Below are 20163 nucleotides of genomic sequence, written 5' to 3'. Positions count from 1 at the left end.
GTAGGTAACCCCGAGGAGGTCGCGTGGATCTGCCCGTCATGCCGCCGGTCAAACCGATGCTGGCGAAATCGGTGTCCGCCATTCCGGAGGAGCCCGGACTGCTGTTCGAGCCCAAATGGGACGGTTTCCGCTGCATCGTCTTCCGCGACGGACCCGAGATCGAACTCGGCTCCCGCAACGACCGCCCGCTCACCCGGTACTTCCCCGAACTGGTGGAACTGCTGGCTGCGGCGCTGCCCGAGAAATGTGTGGTCGACGGCGAGATCGTGGTGGTCACCGAACACGGCCTGGATTTCGACACCCTGCAGCAGCGGCTGCATCCGGCGGCGTCGCGGGTGAACAAGCTGGCGGTGGAGACCCCCGCCAGTTTCGTGGGCTTCGACCTGCTGGCGCTCGGGGACCGAGATCTCACCGAGGAACCGTTCGAACAGCGGCGGCGACTGCTGGAGACGGTGCTCGACGGCGGCTTCTCCCGCACCCACCTCACCCCCATCAGCGACGATCCGCAGCAGGCGCGCGACTGGTTCACCCGGTTCGAGGGCGCGGGCTTCGACGGGGTCATGGTCAAGGCCAAGGATCTGCCGTACCTGCAGGACAAGCGGGTCATGCTGAAGGTCAAGCACGAACGCACCGCCGACTGCGTGATCGCCGGATTCCGCTGGCACAAGGACGGCGAAGGCGTCGGCTCGCTGCTACTGGGCCTGTTCGACGACGACGGCCACCTGCACCATGTCGGCGTGGCCAGCAGTTTCACCGCCGCCCGCCGCAAGGAACTGGTGACCGAACTGGAGCCGCTGCGCACGAACGCCCTGGAGAACCACCCGTGGCGGGAGTGGGCCGACGCGGCCGCACAGGCCAAGGCCGAGGGCAAGATGCCGGGCGGGGTCAGCCGCTGGACCGGCGGCAAGGACCTGTCCTGGGAGCCGCTGCGCCCGGAACTGGTCGGCGAGGTGCGCTACGAGCACGTCATGTCCGGGCGGCTGCGCCACGGCGGGCGGCTGGTGCGCTTCCGCACCGACCGCACCCCCGAATCCTGTACCTACGCCCAGCTCGACGAGGTCGCACCCGCCGAACTGGCCGATATCTTCACCGAGGCGAAAGCCGGCGAGGGAGCACGGTCGTGAGCGGTTCCGTCGAGATCGAGGCGAACGGGCACACCGTCACCATCTCCAATCCGGACAAGATCTACTTCAGCAAACGCGGCGACACCAAACTCGACCTGGTGCGCTACTACCAGGCCGTCGCCGACCCGATCATGAACACCATCAAGGACCGGCCGGTACTGTTGGAGCGGTATCCGGACGGGGCGAGCGGCAAATCCTGGTTCCAGAAGCGGGTGCCCGCCTCGGTGCCGGACTGGTTGCGGACCACCGTCGTGTCCACCCCCAACGGCACCACCAGCGACGCCCTGGTGGCCGCCGACCTCGCGCACATCCTGTGGGCGGTCAATCTGGGCTGCCTGGGCTTCCACGTGTGGCCCACCCACGCGGCCGCGGAGGAGACCGGCACCGCGCCGCCGGTCTTCGACGCCGACGGCAACGAACTGCCGCCCACCGGCATCACCGACGAACTGCGCATCGACCTCGATCCCTCCCCCGGTATCGGTTTCGACGACCTGCGCGCGGCCGCGCTGGCCACCCGCGACCTGTGCGAGGAACTCGGCATCGACGTGCGCGTCAAGACCTCCGGCTCGCGCGGCCTGCACCTGTACGCCCTGCTGGAACCGCGCTGGGACGGCTACCAGGTGCGCGCCGCCGCCGTCGCCCTGGCCCGGGAACTCGAACGCCGCCACCCCGACCGCATCACCGCCCAGTGGTGGAAGGAGCAGCGCGGCAGCCGCGTCTTCGTCGACTTCAACCAGAACGCCCCGCACAAAACGGTTTTCGGCGCCTGGTGCGTGCGCCCCAAGGTCGGCGCCCAGGTCTCCACGCCCATCTCCTGGTCCGACCTGGACACCGTCGTCCCCGACGATCTCACCATCGCCACCGTCCCCGACCGCGTCGCCCGCCACGGCGACCCCTGGGCCGACCGCACCCCCCAATCCCTCGCCCCGCTGCTCGAGATGTCCGAGCGCGATATGGCCGACGGCCTCATGGACGCACCCTGGCCCCCGGTGTATCCGAAGATGCCCAACGAACCCCCGCGGGTGCAGCCGAGCAAGGCTCGCCGGAACAGCGAGTAGCCGCCTCACGGGAGAATGGCGAAAAGCACTGCGGCAGCGATCGTTTCGATCCAGAAGAACAGCCAGACCGGATAGAACGGCACCGGCTGGTCCACCAGGCGGGAGATGAGCCGACCCGCCGCCATGCCGGCCAGGGCCGCGGCGGTGGTGGCGATGACACCATCGCGCAAGCCGCCGGGACCGAAGGCCGCGAGAGCCAGCATGATCGCCACGGCGAGACCGAAACCGCCGTAGACGGCCCGGATCTCGGAACGGCCGTCGGGAGTGTCGACGCGGGTGCCGAAGGGACGGGCGATGGCGGCGGGAGCCACCAGCGCGTAACCGCCCATGGCGAGAAACGCGGCGGCGATGACCAGAACGACGACTGTGCGCACGGGCGGGACCCTTTCGCGTGGAATGTCACATGCGATGATCACGGGCATGGACAGGGCCGCACTTCCGGAAACGTGCTGTCCGGGCGAAGTGGCGACGATCTGGATCCGGTCCGGGTACGCCGCGTATCTGGGGCCGTCGCTGCGATTGGATCCGCATTCGGGGTCGGTGCACTGCGTCGCGGTCGGGATCGACGCGCCGTTCACGGTGCGGGTCGCCGCCGACCAGCGCACGGTGCGCAGCGCGTTCATTCCGGCCCGCACGCGGCACCAGGTGGTGGTGGATTCGGGGCGGATGCTGTTCTGCTACCTCGAACCGACGCTCCTGAGCGGCGTCGAACGGTGCACGACCGAGACACTGGGCGCGATCGGGCTCACCCACCGTCACGAATCGGCGCTCATCGACCAGATGCGGCAGGCGAATCCGCTCGACCCCGCCGCGCTGCTGCGCCGCATCGCCGACACGGACACACCGGCTATCACCGACGCCCGCATCCGCGCTACGGTTCGGACGATCCGCGCCGATCCGGCCGGAACGCTCGGCGCGACCGCCCTCGCCACCGACGTCGGCCTGTCCACCTCACGGTTCCTGCACCTGTTCTCCGCCCAGACCGGCACCAGCCTGCGCCGCTACCGGCTGTGGTCACGCATGATGCGGGTCGCGGCCGCCGTCGAACAGGGACACGACCTCACCACCGCGGCCAGTGACGCCGGATTCGCGTCGCCGAGTCATTTCAGCGATAGCTTCCACACCATGTTCGGTCTCACCGCGACGACACTGCTGGCCAACGGGACCCGCCTGATCGTCGGGCCAACGTAGCGACGGACCTATCGCTCGACCGCAAGTGCGGTGCGATTCAGGATAATCCATTCCTGACGGACGCCCGCCTCTTCGGTGCCGCCGACAGAAAACGCATCGTAGCCTTTGATGGCGGCGAACTTCCCGCGGTCATACACCTGCCAATACCGTGATTCCAGTTCCTCTTCTCTTTCCGACGCGTCGTGCGGCCGTTCCCCCCTCCGAAGCTCCTCCATCTTCTCGCTGATCGACCGCAATTCCGCTTGCTGCTCGTGGTACAGGTCGAGGTAGTCCACCACCTTCGCGTCGGGCTTCAGCGCCATCCTCAACAACGTTTCCGACCGGTGGTCCGCATATCGCAGCGCCATTCCCACGTCCGGCGTCGCATAAGTACCCTCCCCGTATTGTCCGGTGCCGGGAAAGTACGAGCCCGATTTGAACTCCGCGACGAAACGCGGGTCCGATACGCCGCGGAACAACTCGACACCTCCCGCCGCGACGATCTGGTCCAACTCCTCGCGGGACACCAGGGTGGGCGGGCCGTCGAACCCCTGGCGTCGGTTCACCTCACCCAACGCACGCCCGCCGTGGTTGGTGCCGTATCCCGCGCGATCGAGCGCGCGATAGTCGAGATCGTCGATGAGGTCGCGGCCCCGGGTAATGCTCCCGGGTATCGAATATCCGGGCGCGGATTCGCTGTGGTCCGATGGCCCCGGCGATGCCGTGGACGGCTCGTACTCCGTTTTCACGGTCGCCGCGACCATCGGTCCGATTTCGCGGTCTTCGTGCACGATCGCGTCGACCGCGTCGTGTGGTCCATCGCCACCGACTTGTCGAGAGGTGTCCGAAAAGGCCTCACCGGCCTCGCGGAGCTTCAACACACGATCGCGTATTCCCTTGCACAAATCGATCAAGGCGCTGCTGATGAACACGTGAAACCCCGCCCGAAGTGCATACTCCGCAGTCTAGCGGGCTCCCGCCACTGAGAATGTCTCCGTCGAAAGCATTCCCACCGGCATTCCATCCCACCGCCCGCCCCACCGTCCGCGGGACGGCGAATTCCGGACGCGGCCTGCCCGGTTCGACCGGCGTCGGCGGGTAGGGTCGGCTCAGTGCTGACCAGGACACGACTATTCGCGCTGTTCGCCGTCCCCACCCTGACGCTGACCGGATGCGGGCTCTTCGACGACGACACCACCGAACGGATGACCTCCGTCGCGACCAGCTTCGCCGACGCGCTCACCAATGACGATCCGAGCGCGGCGGCCGCCGTCACCACCGACCCGACGCAGGCCGCGGCCGCCCTCGGCGCGCTCTACGACGGGCTCGGCACCGATGCGCGGTTCGAGGTGCGCGGGGTCGACACCGACGCCGGGACGTTCACGCTCGCCGCGACCTGGAAACTCGGTGCGAACGAGTGGAGTTACACCACCACCGGCAAGGCCGCCGATACCGGTGACGGGTTCAAGGTCGCCTGGGATCCGGCCGCCGTCGCACCGGGACTGGACACCGGACCGCTGAGCTACAGCCCGGTCTATCCGGATCCCGCACGGGTGCTCGACAGCACCGGCGGTGAGCTGATGGCACAGCAGGTGGTGACCCTGGTGAATCTCTCGCCCGGAGTGGACACCGTCGCGGTGGCGAATCTGCTGTCCCCCATCGCCCCCGGCATCACCGCGACGTCGCTGCAATCGGAAATCGCTGCGGCACAAGGTAACCCGGTCACGGCGATCACTCTGCGGGAATCCGACCTCGCCCCGATCCGGGATGCGCTGACGGCCCTGCCGAATGTCACCCTGGCACCCCAGACCCGCCTGCTCACCACCGACCGGGACCTGGCCTCCCCCACCCTGTCGGGGCTGTCGGAGCTGTGGCAGCAGCAGGCCGACGCCGCGGCGGGCTGGGCGGTGCGCGCCCGCACCCCGCAGGGCACCGAGCGGGTCGCGGGCCAGGACCCCCAGCCCACCACCGATATCCGCACCACCCTCGACCTCGGTCTGCAACGCGCGGCGGAAGCGGCGCTCACGCCCATCACGCAACCGGCCGCCATCGTGGCCTTGCAGCCCTCGACCGGGAATGTCGTTGCCGTGGCACAGAATTCGGCCGCCGACGCAGAAGGACCCATCGCGCTGACCGGCCTGTACCCGCCCGGCTCGACCTTCAAAACGGTGACGGTGTCCGCGGCGCTGCAGGCCGGGTCGGTGACCCCCGACAGTATTGTCGCCTGTCCGGGTTCGGCGAATATCGAGGGCCGCCGCATCCCCAACGACAACAACTTCGACCTCGGCGAGGTCCCGCTGCACACCGCCTTCGCCCGCTCCTGCAACACCACCATGGGCCGACTGGCCGTCGATCTGCCCCCGGATGCCCTCACCACCGCCGCCGCTCAACTGGGTCTGGGCATCGACTACGTCACCCCCGGCCTGACCACCGTCACCGGTTCGGTCCCCACCGCCGACACCCCCGCGCTGCGCGTCGAGGAGGGCATCGGTCAAGGCAAGGTCACCGCCTCCCCGTTCGGCATGGCGTTGGTCGCCGCCGCCCTCGCGCACGGTTCCGTCCCCGCCCCCACCCTGGTCGCGGGACAGCCCGGCACCCCCGACCGCACCCCGCCCGCACTCCCGGCCGGTATCGCCGACCAGGTGAGAACCATGATGCGCGAAACGATCACCGACGGCACCGCCACCCAACTGCGCGACATCCCCGGCCTGCTCGGCAAGACCGGCACCGCCGAATTCATCGACGACACCCACGCCCACGGCTGGTTCGTCGGCATCGACGGCGACCTCGCCTTCGCGGTCTTCGTCTACGACGCCAACAGTTCCGGCCCGGCCGTCGACGCGGCCGGCCGGATGCTGCGGCAGCGCTGAGGATTCGGCGGACCGCACGCAGCACCGCCCGCTGTCCGCCACCTATGGCGGCAACGGACAGCGGGGCGGATCTCGCAGCGACGCAGGCTCACTCCCACGACCGGAGCGGCCGCGAACCGCCGGGGTTCGCGGCCGCCGAGTGCCCGGTGGCGGTGCGGCTACCGGGCACGGCGAGCATCAGTGGGCGACGCCGGCCGTCCGGGGTGTGTCACCGGTGGCGGTGGGCAGCGCGGCTCGCGGGCGTTCGGTCAGCAGCAGTACTGCGGTGAGCACCACGAGCCCCATCGCCGAGCCGTGCACGGCCAATGCCGTTGCCGCGGTGCCGCCGTGCGTGACGACCGCCAGCGCGTCGCCGAACGGTATCGCGGCGTTGATCAGCACCACCCAGCCGAGCAGCCGACGGTGGCCGAGGGCGAGCAGCAGGAACGTGACGGCGGCGACCGCGATGTCACGCGCGCCCTTGACGACGAAGTAGCCGTCGGCGTTGCCGGTCGGCCACGGCTCGATACCGAAACCTTGTGGGGCGCCGACGGGATCGAGCAGGAAATTCAGCCCGAAGTACAACGGTGCGGCCGCGCAGAGCACGGCCATCAGGGTGGTCCAGCGATATCTCGTCATGATCGTTTCCTCGGTTTCTCGGATCAGGCCGCGCGGACGCGGCGGATGTGACGGGCGTAGCGGGGACGGCCTACGGTGTGCCAGATGGCGCGCACCGGTGCGGGAAGACCACCGAGCAGCTTGGCTCTCTCGCTGCGGTCGGCCTCCTCCAGGACGAGACCGAACAGCGTGAGCAGGGTGAGCTTGGGCGTATTGGCCACCAGGTGATCGCCCAGCGACGCCCATTCCCGTTCGGTGATGTGGTCGGCCGCCAGCGGAAGCAGCGTCGTCTCCTCGTCGTCGAGATGGTCGAGCAACACCGCCCGGTGATCGACGAGTACCGCCACGACCGTGTCGCGTTCGTCGGCTCCGGCCCCGGCCTCCCACGCCGGGACCGCGATGTCGAGCGCGGCCAAGGTGGCTTCCACCCGCTCGTGCTGCGCCTGCATGCGCAGCACGACGTCCGCTTCCAGATCGACCCGGGCCAGCAGCGGTGGCCACAACAGCTCGTCCTCGCCCTCGTGGTGGTTCTTCAGCCCCAGCCGGTAGTCGCGGAAATGGTCGGCGATCACCTTGGCGCGCACCGTATCTCCCGGGGCGACCGCCGCGACCAGTTCCGTCAGCAGCCGTGACTCGCGCCGGAAGGCGCGGTGCACGATCTTCATGTCCTGAGTGTCGACGCTCATCTGTTCCTGTCCTTCGACCGTTGTGTTCGACGGGTTCGAGACTGCGCCCGGCGGTTTGGAAGGCACTAGCAGCCGACTTGGAAACCGTGACCCGGCCACGCGTACGATGAGCCCGTCATGGTCTTGATCCGGGTATTGGGTTCGTTCGCGGCCGAGACCGACGGCGAATCCCTTCCCCTCGGCGGGCCGCGGCAGCGCGGCGTACTGGCCCTGCTGGTGGCCGCGCGCGGTCAGGTCGTACCGGTCGACCGGATGGTCGAGGACCTGTGGCGCGGCGAACCGCCCGCGCGCGCTCTCGCGTCGTTGCAGGCCTACATCTCCAACCTGCGCCGCCTGCTCGAACCCGGCCGCGCGCCGCGGGCACCGGCTCGCTCGCTGGTGAGCGCATCGCCCGGCTACGCATTGCGGCTGCCGCGAAAAGCGGTGGACGCGTGGCGATTCGAGGAACTGCTCGACCAGGCCCGCGCGCTCACCGACCCCCGTGACATTCGGGGCCACCTGGACGAGGCGTTGGCGCTGTGGCGGGGGCCGGCGTTCGCCGAGGTCGCCGACGAGCCGTGGGCCGTCGCCGAAATCGCTCGGCTCGACGAGCTGCGCCTGATCGCCCGCGAACTGCACATCGCGGCGGGACTGCGGCTCGCTCGTCCCGCGACGGTGGTTCCCGACACCGAACGCCTTACGCGCGACCATCCGCTGCGCGAGGAGGGCTGGCGCCTGCACGCCCTCGCCCTGTGGAGCAGCGGCCGCCAAGCCGACGCCCTGGCCGCACTGCGCCGCGCCCGCACCCTCCTCGCCGACGAACTGGGCCTCGACCCCGGACCGGACCTGGTGGCGCTGGAAGAAGCGATCCTCACCCAACGCACCGACGTGCTGCGCCGGGCCGTCTCCCCACCCGCCGCCGACGCGGCCCGACTCCCGGTGGCCACGCCAGCACCGCCCTCCGGTGACGACCCGGAGGCGACCACGTTCGTGGGCCGCGACGCCGAGCTTTCGGCGTTGCTGGCGGCCGCCGATGCGGCCACTACCGGCGGGGTGCGCGTCGCATTCGTCACCGGGGAAGCCGGACTCGGCAAATCGACCCTGCTCGAGCATCTCGCCGCGCGGCTGGTACGCCACGGGTGGCTGGTGGCCGCCGGACGCTGCCCCGACGTGGACAGCGCACCGCCCGCGTGGGCGTGGGTGGAGGTGCTGCGGTCGGTGGCCGGAAGCGTCGCGCCGGGAGCGTTCGCCGCCGACCTCGCGCCGCTGCTCCGCGATTCCGCGGCGGTGGTCGGTGACGTGGCGGTGGCCGGTGACGCCGCCGCCGGACGATTCCGGCTGCGGCAGGCCGTGTGGTCCTGGTTCTCGGCGTGCGCCGCCGACCGTCCGGTCGCCGTCGTCCTGGACGACCTGCACTGGGCCGACGCCGCCACCCTGGAACTGCTCGGCGGAATCGTCGACGCGCGGGGTCCGATCCTGGTCGTCGCGGCGTACCGCGCGGACGAAAGCGAGCGGCTCACCGCAACGCTGGCATCCCTCGCCCGCACCGCACCCCTGCGGCTGGACCTGCCCGGACTCGATCGCGCCGCCGTCGCCGAACTGGTACGCGCCGAGTGCCGCGCCGACGACGCGACCGTCACCGGCATCGCCGAACGCACCGGCGGCAATCCGTTCTATGTGCGCGAGACCGCGCGGCTGCTGAATGGTGAGGGCGCGCTCATGGCGCTGTCCGAGGTCCCCGAGGGTGTCCGGGATGTGCTGCGACGCCGGTTCACGCGGCTGCCCGAGAGCGGTGTGTCCGTCCTGCGACTGGCGGCGGTGGCGGGCCGGGAAAGCTCGGTGGACGTGCTCGTGCGCGCCGCCGACACCGACGAGGACGGCGTCCTGGACGCACTCGACGCGGGCGTCATCGCCGGATTGCTCGACGAACCCGCGCCCGGGCGCGTCCGTTTCGTGCACGCGCTGGTCAGGGACACCTTGCTGACTGATGTGAGCCGACTGCGGACCACCAGGATGCACGCCCGGATCGCTGCGGCCCTGGCGGGCAGCGGCGACATCGCGGCCCTGGCCCATCACCACGCGCGCGCGGGATCGCCGCAGGCCGTCGGCTACTGCGTGCGGGCCGCCGAACTGGCCGAGGCCCGGTATGCCCACGATGTCGCCGCCGGACTCCTCACCGACGCCGTCGCCAACGCCACCCACCCGGACGAGCACGTCGACCTGCTCGGCAGGCTGCTACGCGCGCAGGTCAGGGCCGGGGCCTTCGCCGCGGCCCGGGATACCCGGCAGCAGGCCGTGGAGTACGCCGAATCGCTCGGGCGCGACGATCTGATGATCGCCGCGTTCACGGCCTGGACCGAGCCCACCCCCTGGCAGTCCCGTCCCTACGGCACGGTCGACCGTCCGATCGTCGACCGGCTCGATCGCCTGCTCGCGCGCGCCGATCTCGCCCCCGAGGTGCGGGCACACCTGCTCATCGCGTACTCCCACGAGCTGGTGGGCGAGGCCGATCCGACGGTCATGGCGGCCGCGCGGGAAGCCCTGGACCTCGCCACCACTCCCCGGCTACGCGCCGCGGCGCTGCTGGTGCTGGCGCGTGACTCCGGGCGGCAGGAGTACTCCCGTGCGCTGGTGGAGATCAGTGTCGAGCACGATCTGCCGGTCTACCGCGTGACCGGGCTGCTCGACCAGGCCGCGAGCGCCGCCGCGGCCAACGACCCGGCGACCATGCGCCGCCTGACCGAGGAGGCCTTGGCTCTCGCCCGCGCCTACCGGATGCCGGAAGCGATCGGTGTGGCCGAGGTCGCGCTGGCGACACTGGTGCTCATCGAGGGCCGGTCCGCCGATGCCGAACGCCGCTACGCCGAGGCCAACGAACGCATGGAACGCGCCGGATCGGTGCACGCCACCGGCTTCCTTCGCCTCGCGCTGGCGGTGATCCGGCTCAACGACGGCACGCTCGGCGACCATCTGGACGAGGTGCGCGCGCTACACGCGGCGTACGGCCCGATGGCCGCCGACCTGCTCGTGCTCGCCCTGCACGCCGCCGGCCGCACCGATGAGGCCCGCCTCCTCCGCACATCACGGCATCCGATCCGGCCCGACTTCTTCTACACCTTCCTGACGAGTCTGCGGGCGATGGCGGCGGTCGCCCTGAACGACCGCGACGCCGCCGCGCGGATCTACGCGGACCTGCTGCCCCACCGAGACGGCCCTCCGGCTGGTGCGGCGAGCCTGTCACTGGCCGTCCGCCCGGTCGCCCACACGCTCGGTGAACTCGCTCTCCTGCTCGGCCACACCGACGAGGCCGCCGCCCACTTCACCCGGGCCGCCGTCATCGCCGACCGCTGGAACGCCCCGCACTGGTCGACCGCCGCCCGAAGCCACGCCGAGGGTGCTCACGGCGGCCCCGATTCGCGGCCGCGGCAGCGCTGAAAGCGCGACCACCGTTCGGCCCCTCGGGTCCGTTTCCAGTTCGACGCCAAGCGCCTTCCGATCTCCAGCCCAAATCTCCCGGACCACTCTCGTTCTGTCGCAACCCCTTTGGCGGTCGGCTGTCGACTCGTGTGCGTGCTCGCCGCCGGGAAACAGGTGGACTCGGTGGCGTCCCGCCTGATAGTCACTGGATCCATGCTGGTGACCTCACGCTCCGCGGCCGAGTACCGCGCCATGTTCGATCTGTCGGACGCGGACCTGAACCGGTGGGTGCTCGACTGCTGCGCGGGCGGAGCGAGTTTCGCCGCCGAGACCGGACAGCGGGTGGTGGCCGCCGATCCGGTGTACGCGGTCGGGGTGAATGAGATCGAGTCGCGCGTGTCGGCGGGGCTGCGCGAGGGTGACGACATGATCGACGCGCACGCGGAATGCTTCGAATGGGGGTGGTACGGCGATATCGAGAGCCGTCGGTCGATGCGTCACGTGGCGGGAGCGCGCTTCCTCGCGGACCTGCGCGCACGACCCGGACGCTACGTCGCGGCGGCGCTGCCCCAACTCCCGTTCACCACCGCCGCTTTCGACCTGGTGCTCTGCTCACATCTGCTGTTCACCTGGGCCGACCGGTTGGGCGAGGACTGGCACCGGCGCGCCCTCGACGAACTGCTGCGGGTCACCCGCGGTGAGGTGCGGGTGTATCCGCTGGTGGTGCAGGCGACCGGGGAGCCGGTCGCCTTCCTCGACCGGCTGCGCGCGGAGCTGCACTCCCGCGGCCACCGCACCGAGTTGCGGGAGGTGACCTACCGGTTCCAGCGCGGCGCGCACCACATGCTGCGAACCCAGGTGGCGCACCGGCCGAATCGCGCACGACGCCGCTGATACGAATCCCGCCGCCCACCGGCGCGACAACCTGGCCCGCGCCCGCCCGCCGCTTCCACGGTCGGGCGTGAACGTCGGTTCACCGCCAGCCCACCAGGTCCGCCGCCCGCTGAGCGATGGCCTTGCCGAGTTCGGTCCGGATTCAGTTGTCGCCGTGCACGTTCGGGAACGTCTCGGTGATGAGGGTGCGCAGCATGTCGGCGAGCAGGTTGTGCACCTGCTCGCGGGTCAGGCTGCCGCGCACGATCCATTCGCGGCCCGCGGCCTTCACCAGACCGCCGTAGCAGCGCACCAGGGCGCGCAGCTCGTCGCTGTGCAGCGATTCCTCGAGCCCCATCATCCGCACCACCCGATCGGCGGCGGCGGTGTCGGCCTCGTCGAGGATGCGCTGCACTTCCGGATCGTCGCCGATGCCCTCGTGGCCGGTGACCTTCACCCAGGTGTGGCCGTGCTCGCCGATGGTGTCGAGCAGCCACGCCACGCTGGCGTCCACGCGGTCGCGCATGGTGCCGGTGGGCACGGTCATGGCCTCGGGGCGCGGCAGGGTGACCATGCGGCGCACCACCGCCAGGTACAGGTCACGCTTGTTCCCGAAATAGTGATTGATCAGGCCGCGCGCCACTCCGGCGCGCTGCGCCAGTTCGGCGGTGGAGACCGCCGCATAGGGCCGTTCCCCGAACATGTCGATGGCGCAGGCGAGGATCTGGGCGCGGCGTTCGTCGGGCTCGAGGCGACGGCGACGCGACGGCGCGTCGGCCCCCTCGGCCGCGGTGGCGTCGAGCACCGTCGCCTCGACCGCAGACGCAGTGCCGGTGTCGCTGCCGGGTGTGGGCCGCGACTCGGTGTCGGTGTCGCTGCCGGGCGTCGGCCGCGACTCGGTGTCAGAGTGAGCGGGCAATGAGATCCTTCATCACCTCATTGGCGCCCGCCAGGATCCGCAGCACTCGGGCGCCGGTGTAGAGCTGGGAGATCGGGTATTCGGTCATGTATCCGTAGCCGCCGAACAGTTGCAGACAGCGGTCTACCACGATACCCAGTTGGTCGGTCAGCCAGTACTTCGACATGGCAGCAGTGGGAATATCGAGTTCGCCCGCCACGTGTTTGACCAGGCAGTCGTCCAGGAAGACCCGGCTCACGGTGGCGATGGTCGCGCATTCGGCGAGTTCGAACCTGGTGTTCTGCATGGCGAACAGCGGTTTGCCGAACGCTTCGCGGCCCTTGGTGTAGTCGACGGTCAGTTCCACCGCCTTCTCCATCATCGCCACCGCCATGATGGCAGTGACCAGTCGCTCCTGCGCCAGCATCTGCATCATCTGGTAGAAGCCCTGGCCCTCGGCCGAACCCAGCAGATTCGAGGCGGGCACCCGCAGGCCGTCGAAGAACAGCTCCGCGGTGTCCTGGCCCTTGCCGCCGATCTTGGACAGGATGCGGCCGCGCTTGAATCCGGGTGTCTCGTCGTTCACCTCGGCGAAGATGAGCGAGACGCCCGCCGCGCCCTGGGTGGGGTCGGTCTTGGCGGCGATGATGATGCCGTCGCACAGCCAGCCGTTGGAGATGAAGATCTTCGACCCGGTGATGACGTACTCGTCGCCCTCGCGCACGGCGCGGGTCTTGATGTTCTGCAGATCCGATCCGGTGCCCGGTTCGGTCATGCCGATGGACAGCACCATCTCACCGCTGGCCGCCTTGGGCAGTACCCGCCGCTTGAGCTCCTCGGTGCCGAATTCGTGCACGTAGGGCGCGATGATGGAGGAGTGCACCGGCATGCCCATAGCACCGTCGCCGGAGTGGCACTGCGCCTCGATGATGGCCGCCTCGTGCGCGAAGGTGCCGCCACCGCCGCCGTACTCGGCGGGGATGGCCGCGCACAGCAGCCCCAGTTCTCCGGCGCGCCGGTACAACTCGCGATCGGGATGTCCCTGCTCGACGAATTTCTCCTCGTGCGGGATCACTTCCTTCTCGAAGAAGGTGGTCGCCAGTCCTCGTACCGCCTCGACTTCGTCGTCGCTCCATGCGGGCCGTGCCATCGTCGCGTTCCTCTGCTCTCGCGCGCCGCCTGTCCGGCGCGTCGAGACAAGAGTGCAGGGTTATTGGCGAAGTGTCAACAACCCGGGATTCCCGCGGGTGGCGACCTCACGACTCCCCGCCGCGCGACTGGTTCACCTCCGCCAGCGTGGCGAAGATCGGCACGTCCGGATCGGCGCGAATACCCTGCCGTCGCAGGAATCCGTCGATCAGATCCCACACCAGTTGCGTTGTGCGCTCGATGAATTCGGCCGTGTCCTCGGCGGATGGGGTAGCGGAGTCGGCCAGCCACAGATCGCTGACCGACACCACGATGCCGATCAGCGCCCGGGACAGATACTCGATACCGGTGGTGTCCAGCGGGATCGCCTCGGCGACCGTGATCGCCATCTTGGTGAGCTTGCGCGCGGCATTGCGGCCCAGATCCACCTGGAGCACCGCCCCGTCGGCCTGCTGCAGCATGGGGGCCTGGCCGAGATAGCGGAACACATTGGGGTGCTCCAGGATTCCGTTGGCGTATTCGGTGAACACCCGCCGCAGCGCCGCCCGCGGCGGTTGCAGCACGAGGGTCATATCGGTGCCCGCCGAGGCGAACGCCAGCCGCGTGGTGCGGTCGGCGATCTCGGCGTACAGATCGGCCTTGTCCGCGAACTGGCGGTACAGCCGCGGCTTGGTGATCCGGGCCTCGCGGGCGATGTCGTCCATGCTGGGGCGGGGGCCGTCACGATCGATCACACGGATCGCGGCGTCCACGATCTCGTCACGGGTGATCGAGCGCGGGGCCGATCCGGAACTGGTGCGCGCCACGGTGAGAACTGTACATGTACCACCGGTACGGCCGTGCGTCACGGCCACCGTCCCCGTTTTGCCCGCTCGTAACCGGGCATACCCGTGACAGAGGCCACACCCTGGGTGTCGCAGACGGGATTGATTTCACCACTACCGTACTGCCAGTATCGAAAGGCGTACCGGCGGTACGGCCCGGGGCGCGAGGGGTCGCACCCGGCCCCACCGCCGAAACGCTCCGCGACACCGAACCGGAAAGAAACCGATGTCCGACGCAGCACGCCAACTCGGCGACACCCTCCGAGCACCGCTCCCCGCCGCCTTCGAACGGCTCACCGACAGCGAACTCACCGAACTCGACCGGCTCCTCCACGACGCCCTGCGCCGCCACGCCGCCAACCTCGACGCCGCCATCGACACCTCCCTCGACTACGTGCCGCGCCTCATGCGCCCCGCCGTCAAGAAAGCACTCGGACTGTGAGCCACCACCTCGTCGCCGTCGCCGAAACCACCAAACTCGCCCGCGTCCTCGGCCTCACCGACCCCACCGAACTCGACTTCCTCGTCGACCTGCCGCCCGAAGCCCTCCGCGAATTCCGCGAACGCGTCACCGACCTGCTCTTCGACCGCGACGCCAAACGCCTGCACCGCGTTGCCGCCGCCAGCAAACTCGTCCCCGCCACCATCAGCGGCAGAATCGCCGAACGCGCCTTCGGACCCGTCCTGTGCGCCGCCACCGCCTCCACCGTCGACCCGCACCGCGCCGTCGACATCGCCAGAACGCTGCCGCCGCGCTTCCTCGCCGAATGCGCCGTCCAACTCGACCCGCGCCGCACCGGCGACATCATCGCCGCCGTACCACCCGCCATGGTCGCCACCGTCGCCCGCGAACTCCTCACCCGCGGCGACCACATCACCATGGGACGGTTCGTGCACGTCGTCCCCGAACCCGCGCTGCGCGCCGCCGCGCCCATCATGAGCGACGCCGACCTGCTGCGCATCGCCTTCCTGCTCGAGGACAAAACCGCCATCGACGATGTGCTGCACGTGGTCGCCGACCGCGTCCCCGGCGTCATCCGCGCCGCCGCCGAACAGGACATGTGGGCCGAAGGCATCGACCTGCTCGACTCCATCGCACCCCAGCACCGCGCCTGGATCGGCGATATCGCCGCCGGCCTCGGCGGCGACGTCCTCGACGCCCTCATCACCGCCGTCCACCGACTCGACGCCTGGGCCACCCTGCTGCCCATCACCAGCGCGATGAGCCACGACAGCCTGCGCCTGTTCGCCGAACGCGACGCCGTCCACGACCAAGCCGTACTCACCGCCATCATGGACACCGCACTCGACCACGGACACTGGCGCAACCTACTCCCCCTCGCACCACACCTGCCCGCGCCGCAACTCGCCTTCATCGCCGCCCGCGTCGCCGCCGAATCCGACGAACGGCTCACCGAACTCATCCGCGACGCCGACGCCGCCGGACTCTGGGACGCCATGATCCCCCTCGCCCTCGCCATGACCGACGAACACCGCCGCCGCATGGCCGCCCTCCCGGTGATGCACGAACCCCACCTGTTGCGCGCCGTCATCAGCAGCACCGCCGACCACGAACTCTGGTCACAGGCACTGCCACTGGTCGACGCGCTCCCCGAACACGCCACCCCCACCCTCGCCGCCTGCATCGGCGACCTCACCCGCGACCAGATGCTCGCCGGGCTGCTCGCCGCCGCCCGCAGCGACAACATCCACACCCTCGTCGACATCGCCCTCGCCCAAGACGAGACCGGCCGCGCCCGCGTACTCGACATCATCGACGGCATGGACGACCTCGAGGACTTCCTCGCCGCCCTCACCCCCGACACCCCGAACGTGGTGTGGGACGCCCTCGTTCAGGTCCGCGACGAAATCCCCGCCACGCTGCTGCGCCTGCTCGCCGAACGCGCCCGCGAACTCGGCCACCACCACACCGCCGCGGCCCTCGACATCGTCCCCGCCACCCCCGACTGACCGCTACCCCGACAACGCACGCACATCGGCGACGTCGTACTCCGCCACCGCCGCCGACAGCATGGCCGCCCCCGGCTCGAACTCGGGACCGCTACACCGGAACGCCTCCACCGCCTCCCGCGACTCCCACCGCTCGAACACATTCACCCGGCCGGGGTCGGTCAAATCGGCGCAGATCGCGAAATCCAGGCACCCCGCCGCCGCCCGCGCCTGCTCGACCACCGACACGCACGCATCCAGATACGCATCCCGATCCCGCGCCTCGACGATGATCCGGCCCGCCACGATAACCATGGGTCACTCCTTCTTCAGAGGGTTCGCAATAGCGACGACGTGGACCCGCCGAACTCATCGCACCCCGAGCGGTCAGCCCACCTCGTAGTCGAACCAGATCCGATGCGTTCCGTCCGCGTCCACGGCGAGACCGCCACCCCCACTGATGCCCGCCAACTCACCCGTGCCACTGCCCGGCACGATCGTGAAGAACTCCCCGCTCCGATCGGCCCCGGTCGTCGACGCCGAATGCAGGAAATTGAACGTCCCCACCCGCCCGTTCACACTGCCCTCGAAAGACTCCATCGCCACATACGTGCCCACCCCGGACTCCTCATCGAACGCCGACGTGAACAACGTGGCCGCCCGCCCACCGACCTCACCATCGAACACCTTCTCCATCCGCGCGACACCCACCCCCAACGCCGTCCGAATCGCCGGATCGGGAACCACATCGGTAGGGGTGAAGGACTTGACCTCGAAAGTTCCGGTAGCTCGCATGACCAGATCCTCACACACCCCGCGCCCGCTTCTCTTGTAAGAAAGCGACACCGGATGACGACACGCCCTGTACTCGGTGAGCTTGCTGACCGGCAGCGAGCCACCGTCGATAATCGTGCGGTGTCCTATTACGGCATCCCCGGATACCGGCCACGCTGGCTCGTAGGACTCGCCGACATCACGTCCGCGCACAGCCAACGGCTGAGCAGGCTCGTCGGGAGACCTTTGTCCAAATCCTGGCTGGTCTGGGACCAATCGGACGACGAGTGGTTCGCCGACTGCCCGGTGGTGCTGGACTTCGACGGTGAACAGGTCGAGATCACTCACCAGAAGTTCGACGAGCTGTCGATCACCTGGAACAGCATCGCCCCCCATCAGCAGCGCCCCTGGTCGTACCCCGAAGACAACGATCCCGAGATTCACGCCTTCCACCTGTCATGGCGATCCGACGCCATCACCGCGTTGACCGCACTCGAAGGCCAGCCGCTACGTGCCGTCGACCTGCTCGAATGGACAAGCCAGCGAGTCGATTTCGCCACCGGCATGATCGCTGTCAGCTTCACGTTCACGAGTGACCGGCTGACCATCAGCAATGGCCTCGACGAGAATCGCCTCGAACTCGGCGCTCCACCGGTCGGCTACCTTCATTACCCTCTCCGTGACTGACAATCAGCCACGCCGGTCGATCCAATCGACGCCATCGGCAGCAGTACCGGCTCATGGACACAATGGGACACAGATTTGGGACCGCTGCCCGAAGTCGACGAGCACGACGGGAAGCGGCCAGTCCGAGTGTGGTGCATTATCAGGGGCGCTCTGACTCGATCACCAGCGGGAGCGACGAGGAGGCTCGGACGTGAAAGCGGAGTTGAAGGCCATCAACAGCCCAGATGCTGATCTTCAAAGACCTGGACGCGGTAACCCAGTACTTACGGGGATACATAGCCGGACTTGATGAACCGTCGTGGCCCGAGCTCGCTGCCAAACTCGGTCGAATCGGCATGTGGGAGTTCGAAGACTATCGCGATCGCGGCTGAACCGGCATCGCACCCTCATCCGGTACCCGATGCATTCCGCCGGGTATCGCCCTCTCCGCACGCCCCAGCCTCGCGACACTCGCGGTCAACCTCATCCGCGCCCGCGGCAACCTCGACCGGCTCATGGACCTACTCGTCCACGGGCAAGACATCGCCATTCCCCTCGGCATCACCCGCGACATGCCGCTCACGGCCACCCGCATCGCCGTCGAACGCATCTGGAACACCAACGCCCCATTCCACGCCCGCCGCCGATTCGCCGGATACCGACTCGCCGCCACCGACGACGACTGGACCAGCGGCCACGGCCCCCTCATCACAGGTCCCCTCGCCGCCCTCCTGCTCCTCATCACCGGCCGCGAAGCCGCACTCCCACACCTCACCGGAGCGGGACTCGACCGGCTCCGTACTCAACGGCCCGACAGCTCCCTCAGATAGGTCTCCGTACGCGCATCAGCCGGAAAATACGCCTCGACCGCGATCTCGGCGAGCGTGATGTCAAAGGCCGTACCGAATACGGTGAGCGTGCTGAACAAACACAACTCGACACCCCCGTGAGTCAGGCGAATCGGCAACGCGATCTCACCCACCTCGTCCCCGGCGGCAACCGGGACACCGTACGACAGCAGCTCCTCGTGCAGACCGGCGAGCTCACGATCACCGGTCGCACGGACCTGCCGGGCGAGCCTGGGCAGCAACACCCCACGCACCTGATCGAGATTGCGCAACCGCGCCGCGAAACCTCGCGGATGCAGGCCAAGCCGCATCATATTGACCGGTTCCGCGAGCAACGCCGGATCGACCCCGTCGAAGAAGACCCGCACACTCTCGTTGGCCCGCAACAGATTCCACCGAGAATCCACCGCCAACGCCGGAAACGGCTCATGCGCCCGCAACACCCGCCACACCGCCTCCCGAGCACTGGCCAACGCCGGATCGTTCCACTCGCGACGGCGGTAGCGCGGCGCGTGCCCGGCCGCGACAAGCAACCGATTGCGCTCCCGCAGCGGCACATCCAGAAACTCGGCCAAGCGCAGCACCATCTCCCGACTGGGCACGGTCCGACCCGTCTCGACGAAACTGATATGCCGAGCCGACGTATCGGCCGACAACGCCAGATCGAGCTGGCTCAACCGACGCAGCCGCCGCCACTCCCGCAACTGCTCACCGACCGGTCGATCATGCATCGCCCCAGTATCGGTACCGACCCGGAGCGACCGCCATTACATGCCGGGTAATCGACACACGCACCCGTCCACGACCACGCTGACCCTATGACTTCCACCACTCGGGCAGACGCCAACAAAGCACTCGTGCACGCGGATTCGCCGAATTCGCCGCCGGAAACCACGCGGTACTCGACGAACTCCTGCACGACGACTTCATCGAGCACAGCCCCGGAAACCCCTCCGGAAAGACCGAATTCATCGCCCACATCACCAGCGCGCCCGTAGCATCGGCGACGCTCGAACTCGCCCGCGTGATAGCCGATGACGAATACGTCGTCGTGCACTACCGGATGACACCGCAGGACGACGACACCGAGTACGCCGTCGCCGACATCTGGCGCATCGCCGACGGCAAGATCATCGAACACTGGGACGTCGTGCAAGACGTACCCGACGCCGCCGCAACCCCGCACGGCATGTTCTGAACCGCCGCGACCACATCACGCCGTGGCCGTCCGCGCAAGTGGCCCGGCCACCACCATGGCCGGGCCACGAGGCTGCTCTGCG

21 protein-coding genes and 1 pseudogene are annotated in these 20163 nt (G+C 69.0%); 12 read left to right on the top strand and 10 right to left on the bottom strand.

What is annotated here, in order from left to right; translation table 11 throughout:
• Positions 1-23: 23 nt before the first annotated feature.
• Both ON31_RS13510 and ON31_RS13505 read left to right on the top strand, forming a co-directional pair.
• Positions 24-1124 (top strand): ATP-dependent DNA ligase, encoded by a 1101-nt coding sequence (locus ON31_RS13510; protein ID WP_186000832.1) that lies wholly within the window; start codon positions 24-26, stop codon positions 1122-1124.
• Complete coding sequence (locus ON31_RS13505; RefSeq protein WP_039813596.1) at positions 1121-2182, top strand: DNA polymerase domain-containing protein; 1062 nt, start codon at positions 1121-1123, stop codon at positions 2180-2182. The genes ON31_RS13510 and ON31_RS13505 overlap by 4 nt, the downstream gene beginning before the upstream one ends.
• 5 nt (positions 2183-2187) lie before the next feature.
• Here the strand turns inward: ON31_RS13505 and ON31_RS13500 are convergent, their stop codons facing one another.
• Positions 2188-2556, bottom strand: coding sequence for a DUF4345 family protein (locus ON31_RS13500; protein WP_039813595.1), 369 nt, complete (start codon positions 2554-2556; stop codon positions 2188-2190).
• Positions 2557-2602: 46 nt separating this feature from the next.
• On the opposite strand from ON31_RS13500, the gene ON31_RS13495 reads away from it, so the two are divergent.
• Positions 2603-3373, top strand: a complete 771-nt coding sequence (locus ON31_RS13495; RefSeq protein WP_081592425.1) for an AraC family transcriptional regulator — start codon at positions 2603-2605, stop codon at positions 3371-3373.
• A gap of 8 nt (positions 3374-3381) precedes the next feature.
• On the opposite strand, the gene ON31_RS13490 is transcribed toward ON31_RS13495, so the two are convergent.
• Positions 3382-4284, bottom strand: a complete 903-nt coding sequence (locus tag ON31_RS13490; RefSeq protein ID WP_147286958.1) for a hypothetical protein — start codon at positions 4282-4284, stop codon at positions 3382-3384.
• 180 nt (positions 4285-4464) lie between these two features.
• Here ON31_RS13490 and ON31_RS13485 point away from each other — a divergent pair, with 180 nt between their 5' ends.
• Positions 4465-6222, top strand: a complete 1758-nt coding sequence (locus tag ON31_RS13485; RefSeq protein ID WP_370450301.1) for a penicillin-binding transpeptidase domain-containing protein — start codon at positions 4465-4467, stop codon at positions 6220-6222.
• Between the two features lie 177 nt (positions 6223-6399).
• Here the strand turns inward: ON31_RS13485 and ON31_RS13480 are convergent, their stop codons facing one another.
• Together ON31_RS13480 and ON31_RS13475 are read right to left on the bottom strand one after the other, a co-directional pair.
• Positions 6400-6840 carry a DUF4267 domain-containing protein gene (locus ON31_RS13480; protein WP_039813590.1) on the bottom strand — a complete coding sequence of 147 codons (441 nt, stop codon included), beginning with the start codon at positions 6838-6840 and terminating at the stop codon, positions 6400-6402.
• Between the two features lie 23 nt (positions 6841-6863).
• Positions 6864-7505: a hemerythrin domain-containing protein gene (locus ON31_RS13475; protein WP_039813588.1), complete on the bottom strand. Its 642-nt coding sequence runs from the start codon at positions 7503-7505 to the stop codon at positions 6864-6866.
• A 117-nt stretch (positions 7506-7622) separates the two neighbouring features.
• Between ON31_RS13475 and ON31_RS13470 the strand changes: the two genes are divergently transcribed.
• Entirely contained in the window at positions 7623-10919 is a 3297-nt protein-coding gene (locus ON31_RS13470; protein WP_039813586.1) for an ATP-binding protein, read from the top strand.
• Positions 10920-11120: 201 nt separating this feature from the next.
• The gene (locus ON31_RS13465) at positions 11121-11795 is read left to right on the top strand and encodes a methyltransferase domain-containing protein (RefSeq protein ID WP_255222088.1); all 675 of its coding nucleotides are present in this window, start codon (positions 11121-11123) and stop codon (positions 11793-11795) included.
• Between the two features lie 142 nt (positions 11796-11937).
• Here the strand turns inward: ON31_RS13465 and ON31_RS13460 are convergent, their stop codons facing one another.
• The 3 genes from ON31_RS13460 to ON31_RS13450 all read right to left on the bottom strand — a co-directional run bounded on the left by ON31_RS13460 (position 11938) and on the right by ON31_RS13450 (position 14627).
• Positions 11938-12579 carry a TetR/AcrR family transcriptional regulator gene (locus ON31_RS13460; protein ID WP_039813584.1) on the bottom strand — a complete coding sequence of 214 codons (642 nt, stop codon included), beginning with the start codon at positions 12577-12579 and terminating at the stop codon, positions 11938-11940.
• 97 nt (positions 12580-12676) lie between these two features.
• Positions 12677-13822, bottom strand: coding sequence for an acyl-CoA dehydrogenase family protein (locus ON31_RS13455; RefSeq protein WP_029928549.1), 1146 nt, complete (start codon positions 13820-13822; stop codon positions 12677-12679).
• A 106-nt stretch (positions 13823-13928) separates the two neighbouring features.
• Entirely contained in the window at positions 13929-14627 is a 699-nt protein-coding gene (locus ON31_RS13450) for a TetR/AcrR family transcriptional regulator (protein WP_039813582.1), read from the bottom strand.
• A gap of 244 nt (positions 14628-14871) precedes the next feature.
• Here ON31_RS13450 and ON31_RS13445 point away from each other — a divergent pair, with 244 nt between their 5' ends.
• Together ON31_RS13445 and ON31_RS13440 are read left to right on the top strand one after the other, a co-directional pair.
• Positions 14872-15087 (top strand): hypothetical protein, encoded by a 216-nt coding sequence (locus ON31_RS13445; RefSeq protein ID WP_039813580.1) that lies wholly within the window; start codon positions 14872-14874, stop codon positions 15085-15087.
• Positions 15084-16616 (top strand): hypothetical protein, encoded by a 1533-nt coding sequence (locus tag ON31_RS13440; RefSeq protein ID WP_039813579.1) that lies wholly within the window; start codon positions 15084-15086, stop codon positions 16614-16616. Before ON31_RS13445 ends, ON31_RS13440 begins: the two co-directional genes overlap by 4 nt.
• A gap of 3 nt (positions 16617-16619) precedes the next feature.
• Here the strand turns inward: ON31_RS13440 and ON31_RS13435 are convergent, their stop codons facing one another.
• Complete coding sequence (locus ON31_RS13435; RefSeq protein WP_039813577.1) at positions 16620-16910, bottom strand: putative quinol monooxygenase; 291 nt, start codon at positions 16908-16910, stop codon at positions 16620-16622.
• A 72-nt stretch (positions 16911-16982) separates the two neighbouring features.
• A complete protein-coding gene (locus tag ON31_RS13430; protein ID WP_039813678.1) occupies positions 16983-17390 on the bottom strand; it encodes a DUF3224 domain-containing protein in 408 nt (135 codons plus the stop codon).
• Between the two features lie 120 nt (positions 17391-17510).
• Here ON31_RS13430 and ON31_RS13425 point away from each other — a divergent pair, with 120 nt between their 5' ends.
• The 3 genes from ON31_RS13425 to ON31_RS13420 all read left to right on the top strand — a co-directional run bounded on the left by ON31_RS13425 (position 17511) and on the right by ON31_RS13420 (position 18865).
• A complete protein-coding gene (locus tag ON31_RS13425) occupies positions 17511-18056 on the top strand; it encodes a hypothetical protein (protein WP_039813574.1) in 546 nt (181 codons plus the stop codon).
• Positions 18057-18280: 224 nt separating this feature from the next.
• Entirely contained in the window at positions 18281-18427 is a 147-nt protein-coding gene (locus ON31_RS38550) for an Imm8 family immunity protein (protein ID WP_115061397.1), read from the top strand.
• Positions 18428-18433: 6 nt separating this feature from the next.
• A complete protein-coding gene (locus ON31_RS13420; protein ID WP_306306416.1) occupies positions 18434-18865 on the top strand; it encodes a maleylpyruvate isomerase family mycothiol-dependent enzyme in 432 nt (143 codons plus the stop codon).
• On the opposite strand, the gene ON31_RS13415 is transcribed toward ON31_RS13420, so the two are convergent.
• Entirely contained in the window at positions 18838-19614 is a 777-nt protein-coding gene (locus ON31_RS13415) for an MmyB family transcriptional regulator (protein ID WP_039813571.1), read from the bottom strand. The two genes, ON31_RS13420 and ON31_RS13415, sit on opposite strands and share 28 nt — an antisense overlap.
• A gap of 143 nt (positions 19615-19757) precedes the next feature.
• On the opposite strand from ON31_RS13415, the pseudogene ON31_RS35580 reads away from it, so the two are divergent.
• Positions 19758-20081 (top strand): annotated as a pseudogene (locus ON31_RS35580) (nuclear transport factor 2 family protein); the annotation flags it as partial.
• Positions 20082-20163: the final 82 nt, after the last annotated feature.

Source organism: Nocardia otitidiscaviarum NBRC 14405, assembly GCF_000308635.1.
Taxonomy (GTDB): Bacteria; Actinomycetota; Actinomycetes; order Mycobacteriales; family Mycobacteriaceae; genus Nocardia; species Nocardia otitidiscaviarum.
This window is presented reverse-complemented; position numbering and strand designations above follow the sequence as displayed.

Bases quoted from the DNA above. Each gene is read 5' to 3' on its own strand.
- ON31_RS13495 (WP_081592425.1), top strand. From the start codon at position 2,603: ATGGACAGGGCCGCACTTCCGGAAACGTGCTGTCCGGGCGAAGTGGCG.
- ON31_RS13480 (WP_039813590.1), bottom strand. From the start codon at position 6,840: ATGACGAGATATCGCTGGACCACCCTGATGGCCGTGCTCTGCGCGGCC.
- ON31_RS13475 (WP_039813588.1), bottom strand. From the start codon at position 7,505: ATGAGCGTCGACACTCAGGACATGAAGATCGTGCACCGCGCCTTCCGG.
- ON31_RS13470 (WP_039813586.1), top strand. From the start codon at position 7,623: ATGGTCTTGATCCGGGTATTGGGTTCGTTCGCGGCCGAGACCGACGGC.
- ON31_RS13455 (WP_029928549.1), bottom strand. From the start codon at position 13,822: ATGGCACGGCCCGCATGGAGCGACGACGAAGTCGAGGCGGTACGAGGA.
- ON31_RS13445 (WP_039813580.1), top strand. From the start codon at position 14,872: ATGTCCGACGCAGCACGCCAACTCGGCGACACCCTCCGAGCACCGCTC.
- ON31_RS13435 (WP_039813577.1), bottom strand. From the start codon at position 16,910: ATGGTTATCGTGGCGGGCCGGATCATCGTCGAGGCGCGGGATCGGGAT.
- ON31_RS13430 (WP_039813678.1), bottom strand. From the start codon at position 17,390: ATGCGAGCTACCGGAACTTTCGAGGTCAAGTCCTTCACCCCTACCGAT.
- ON31_RS38550 (WP_115061397.1), top strand. From the start codon at position 18,281: ATGCTGATCTTCAAAGACCTGGACGCGGTAACCCAGTACTTACGGGGA.
- ON31_RS13415 (WP_039813571.1), bottom strand. From the start codon at position 19,614: ATGCATGATCGACCGGTCGGTGAGCAGTTGCGGGAGTGGCGGCGGCTG.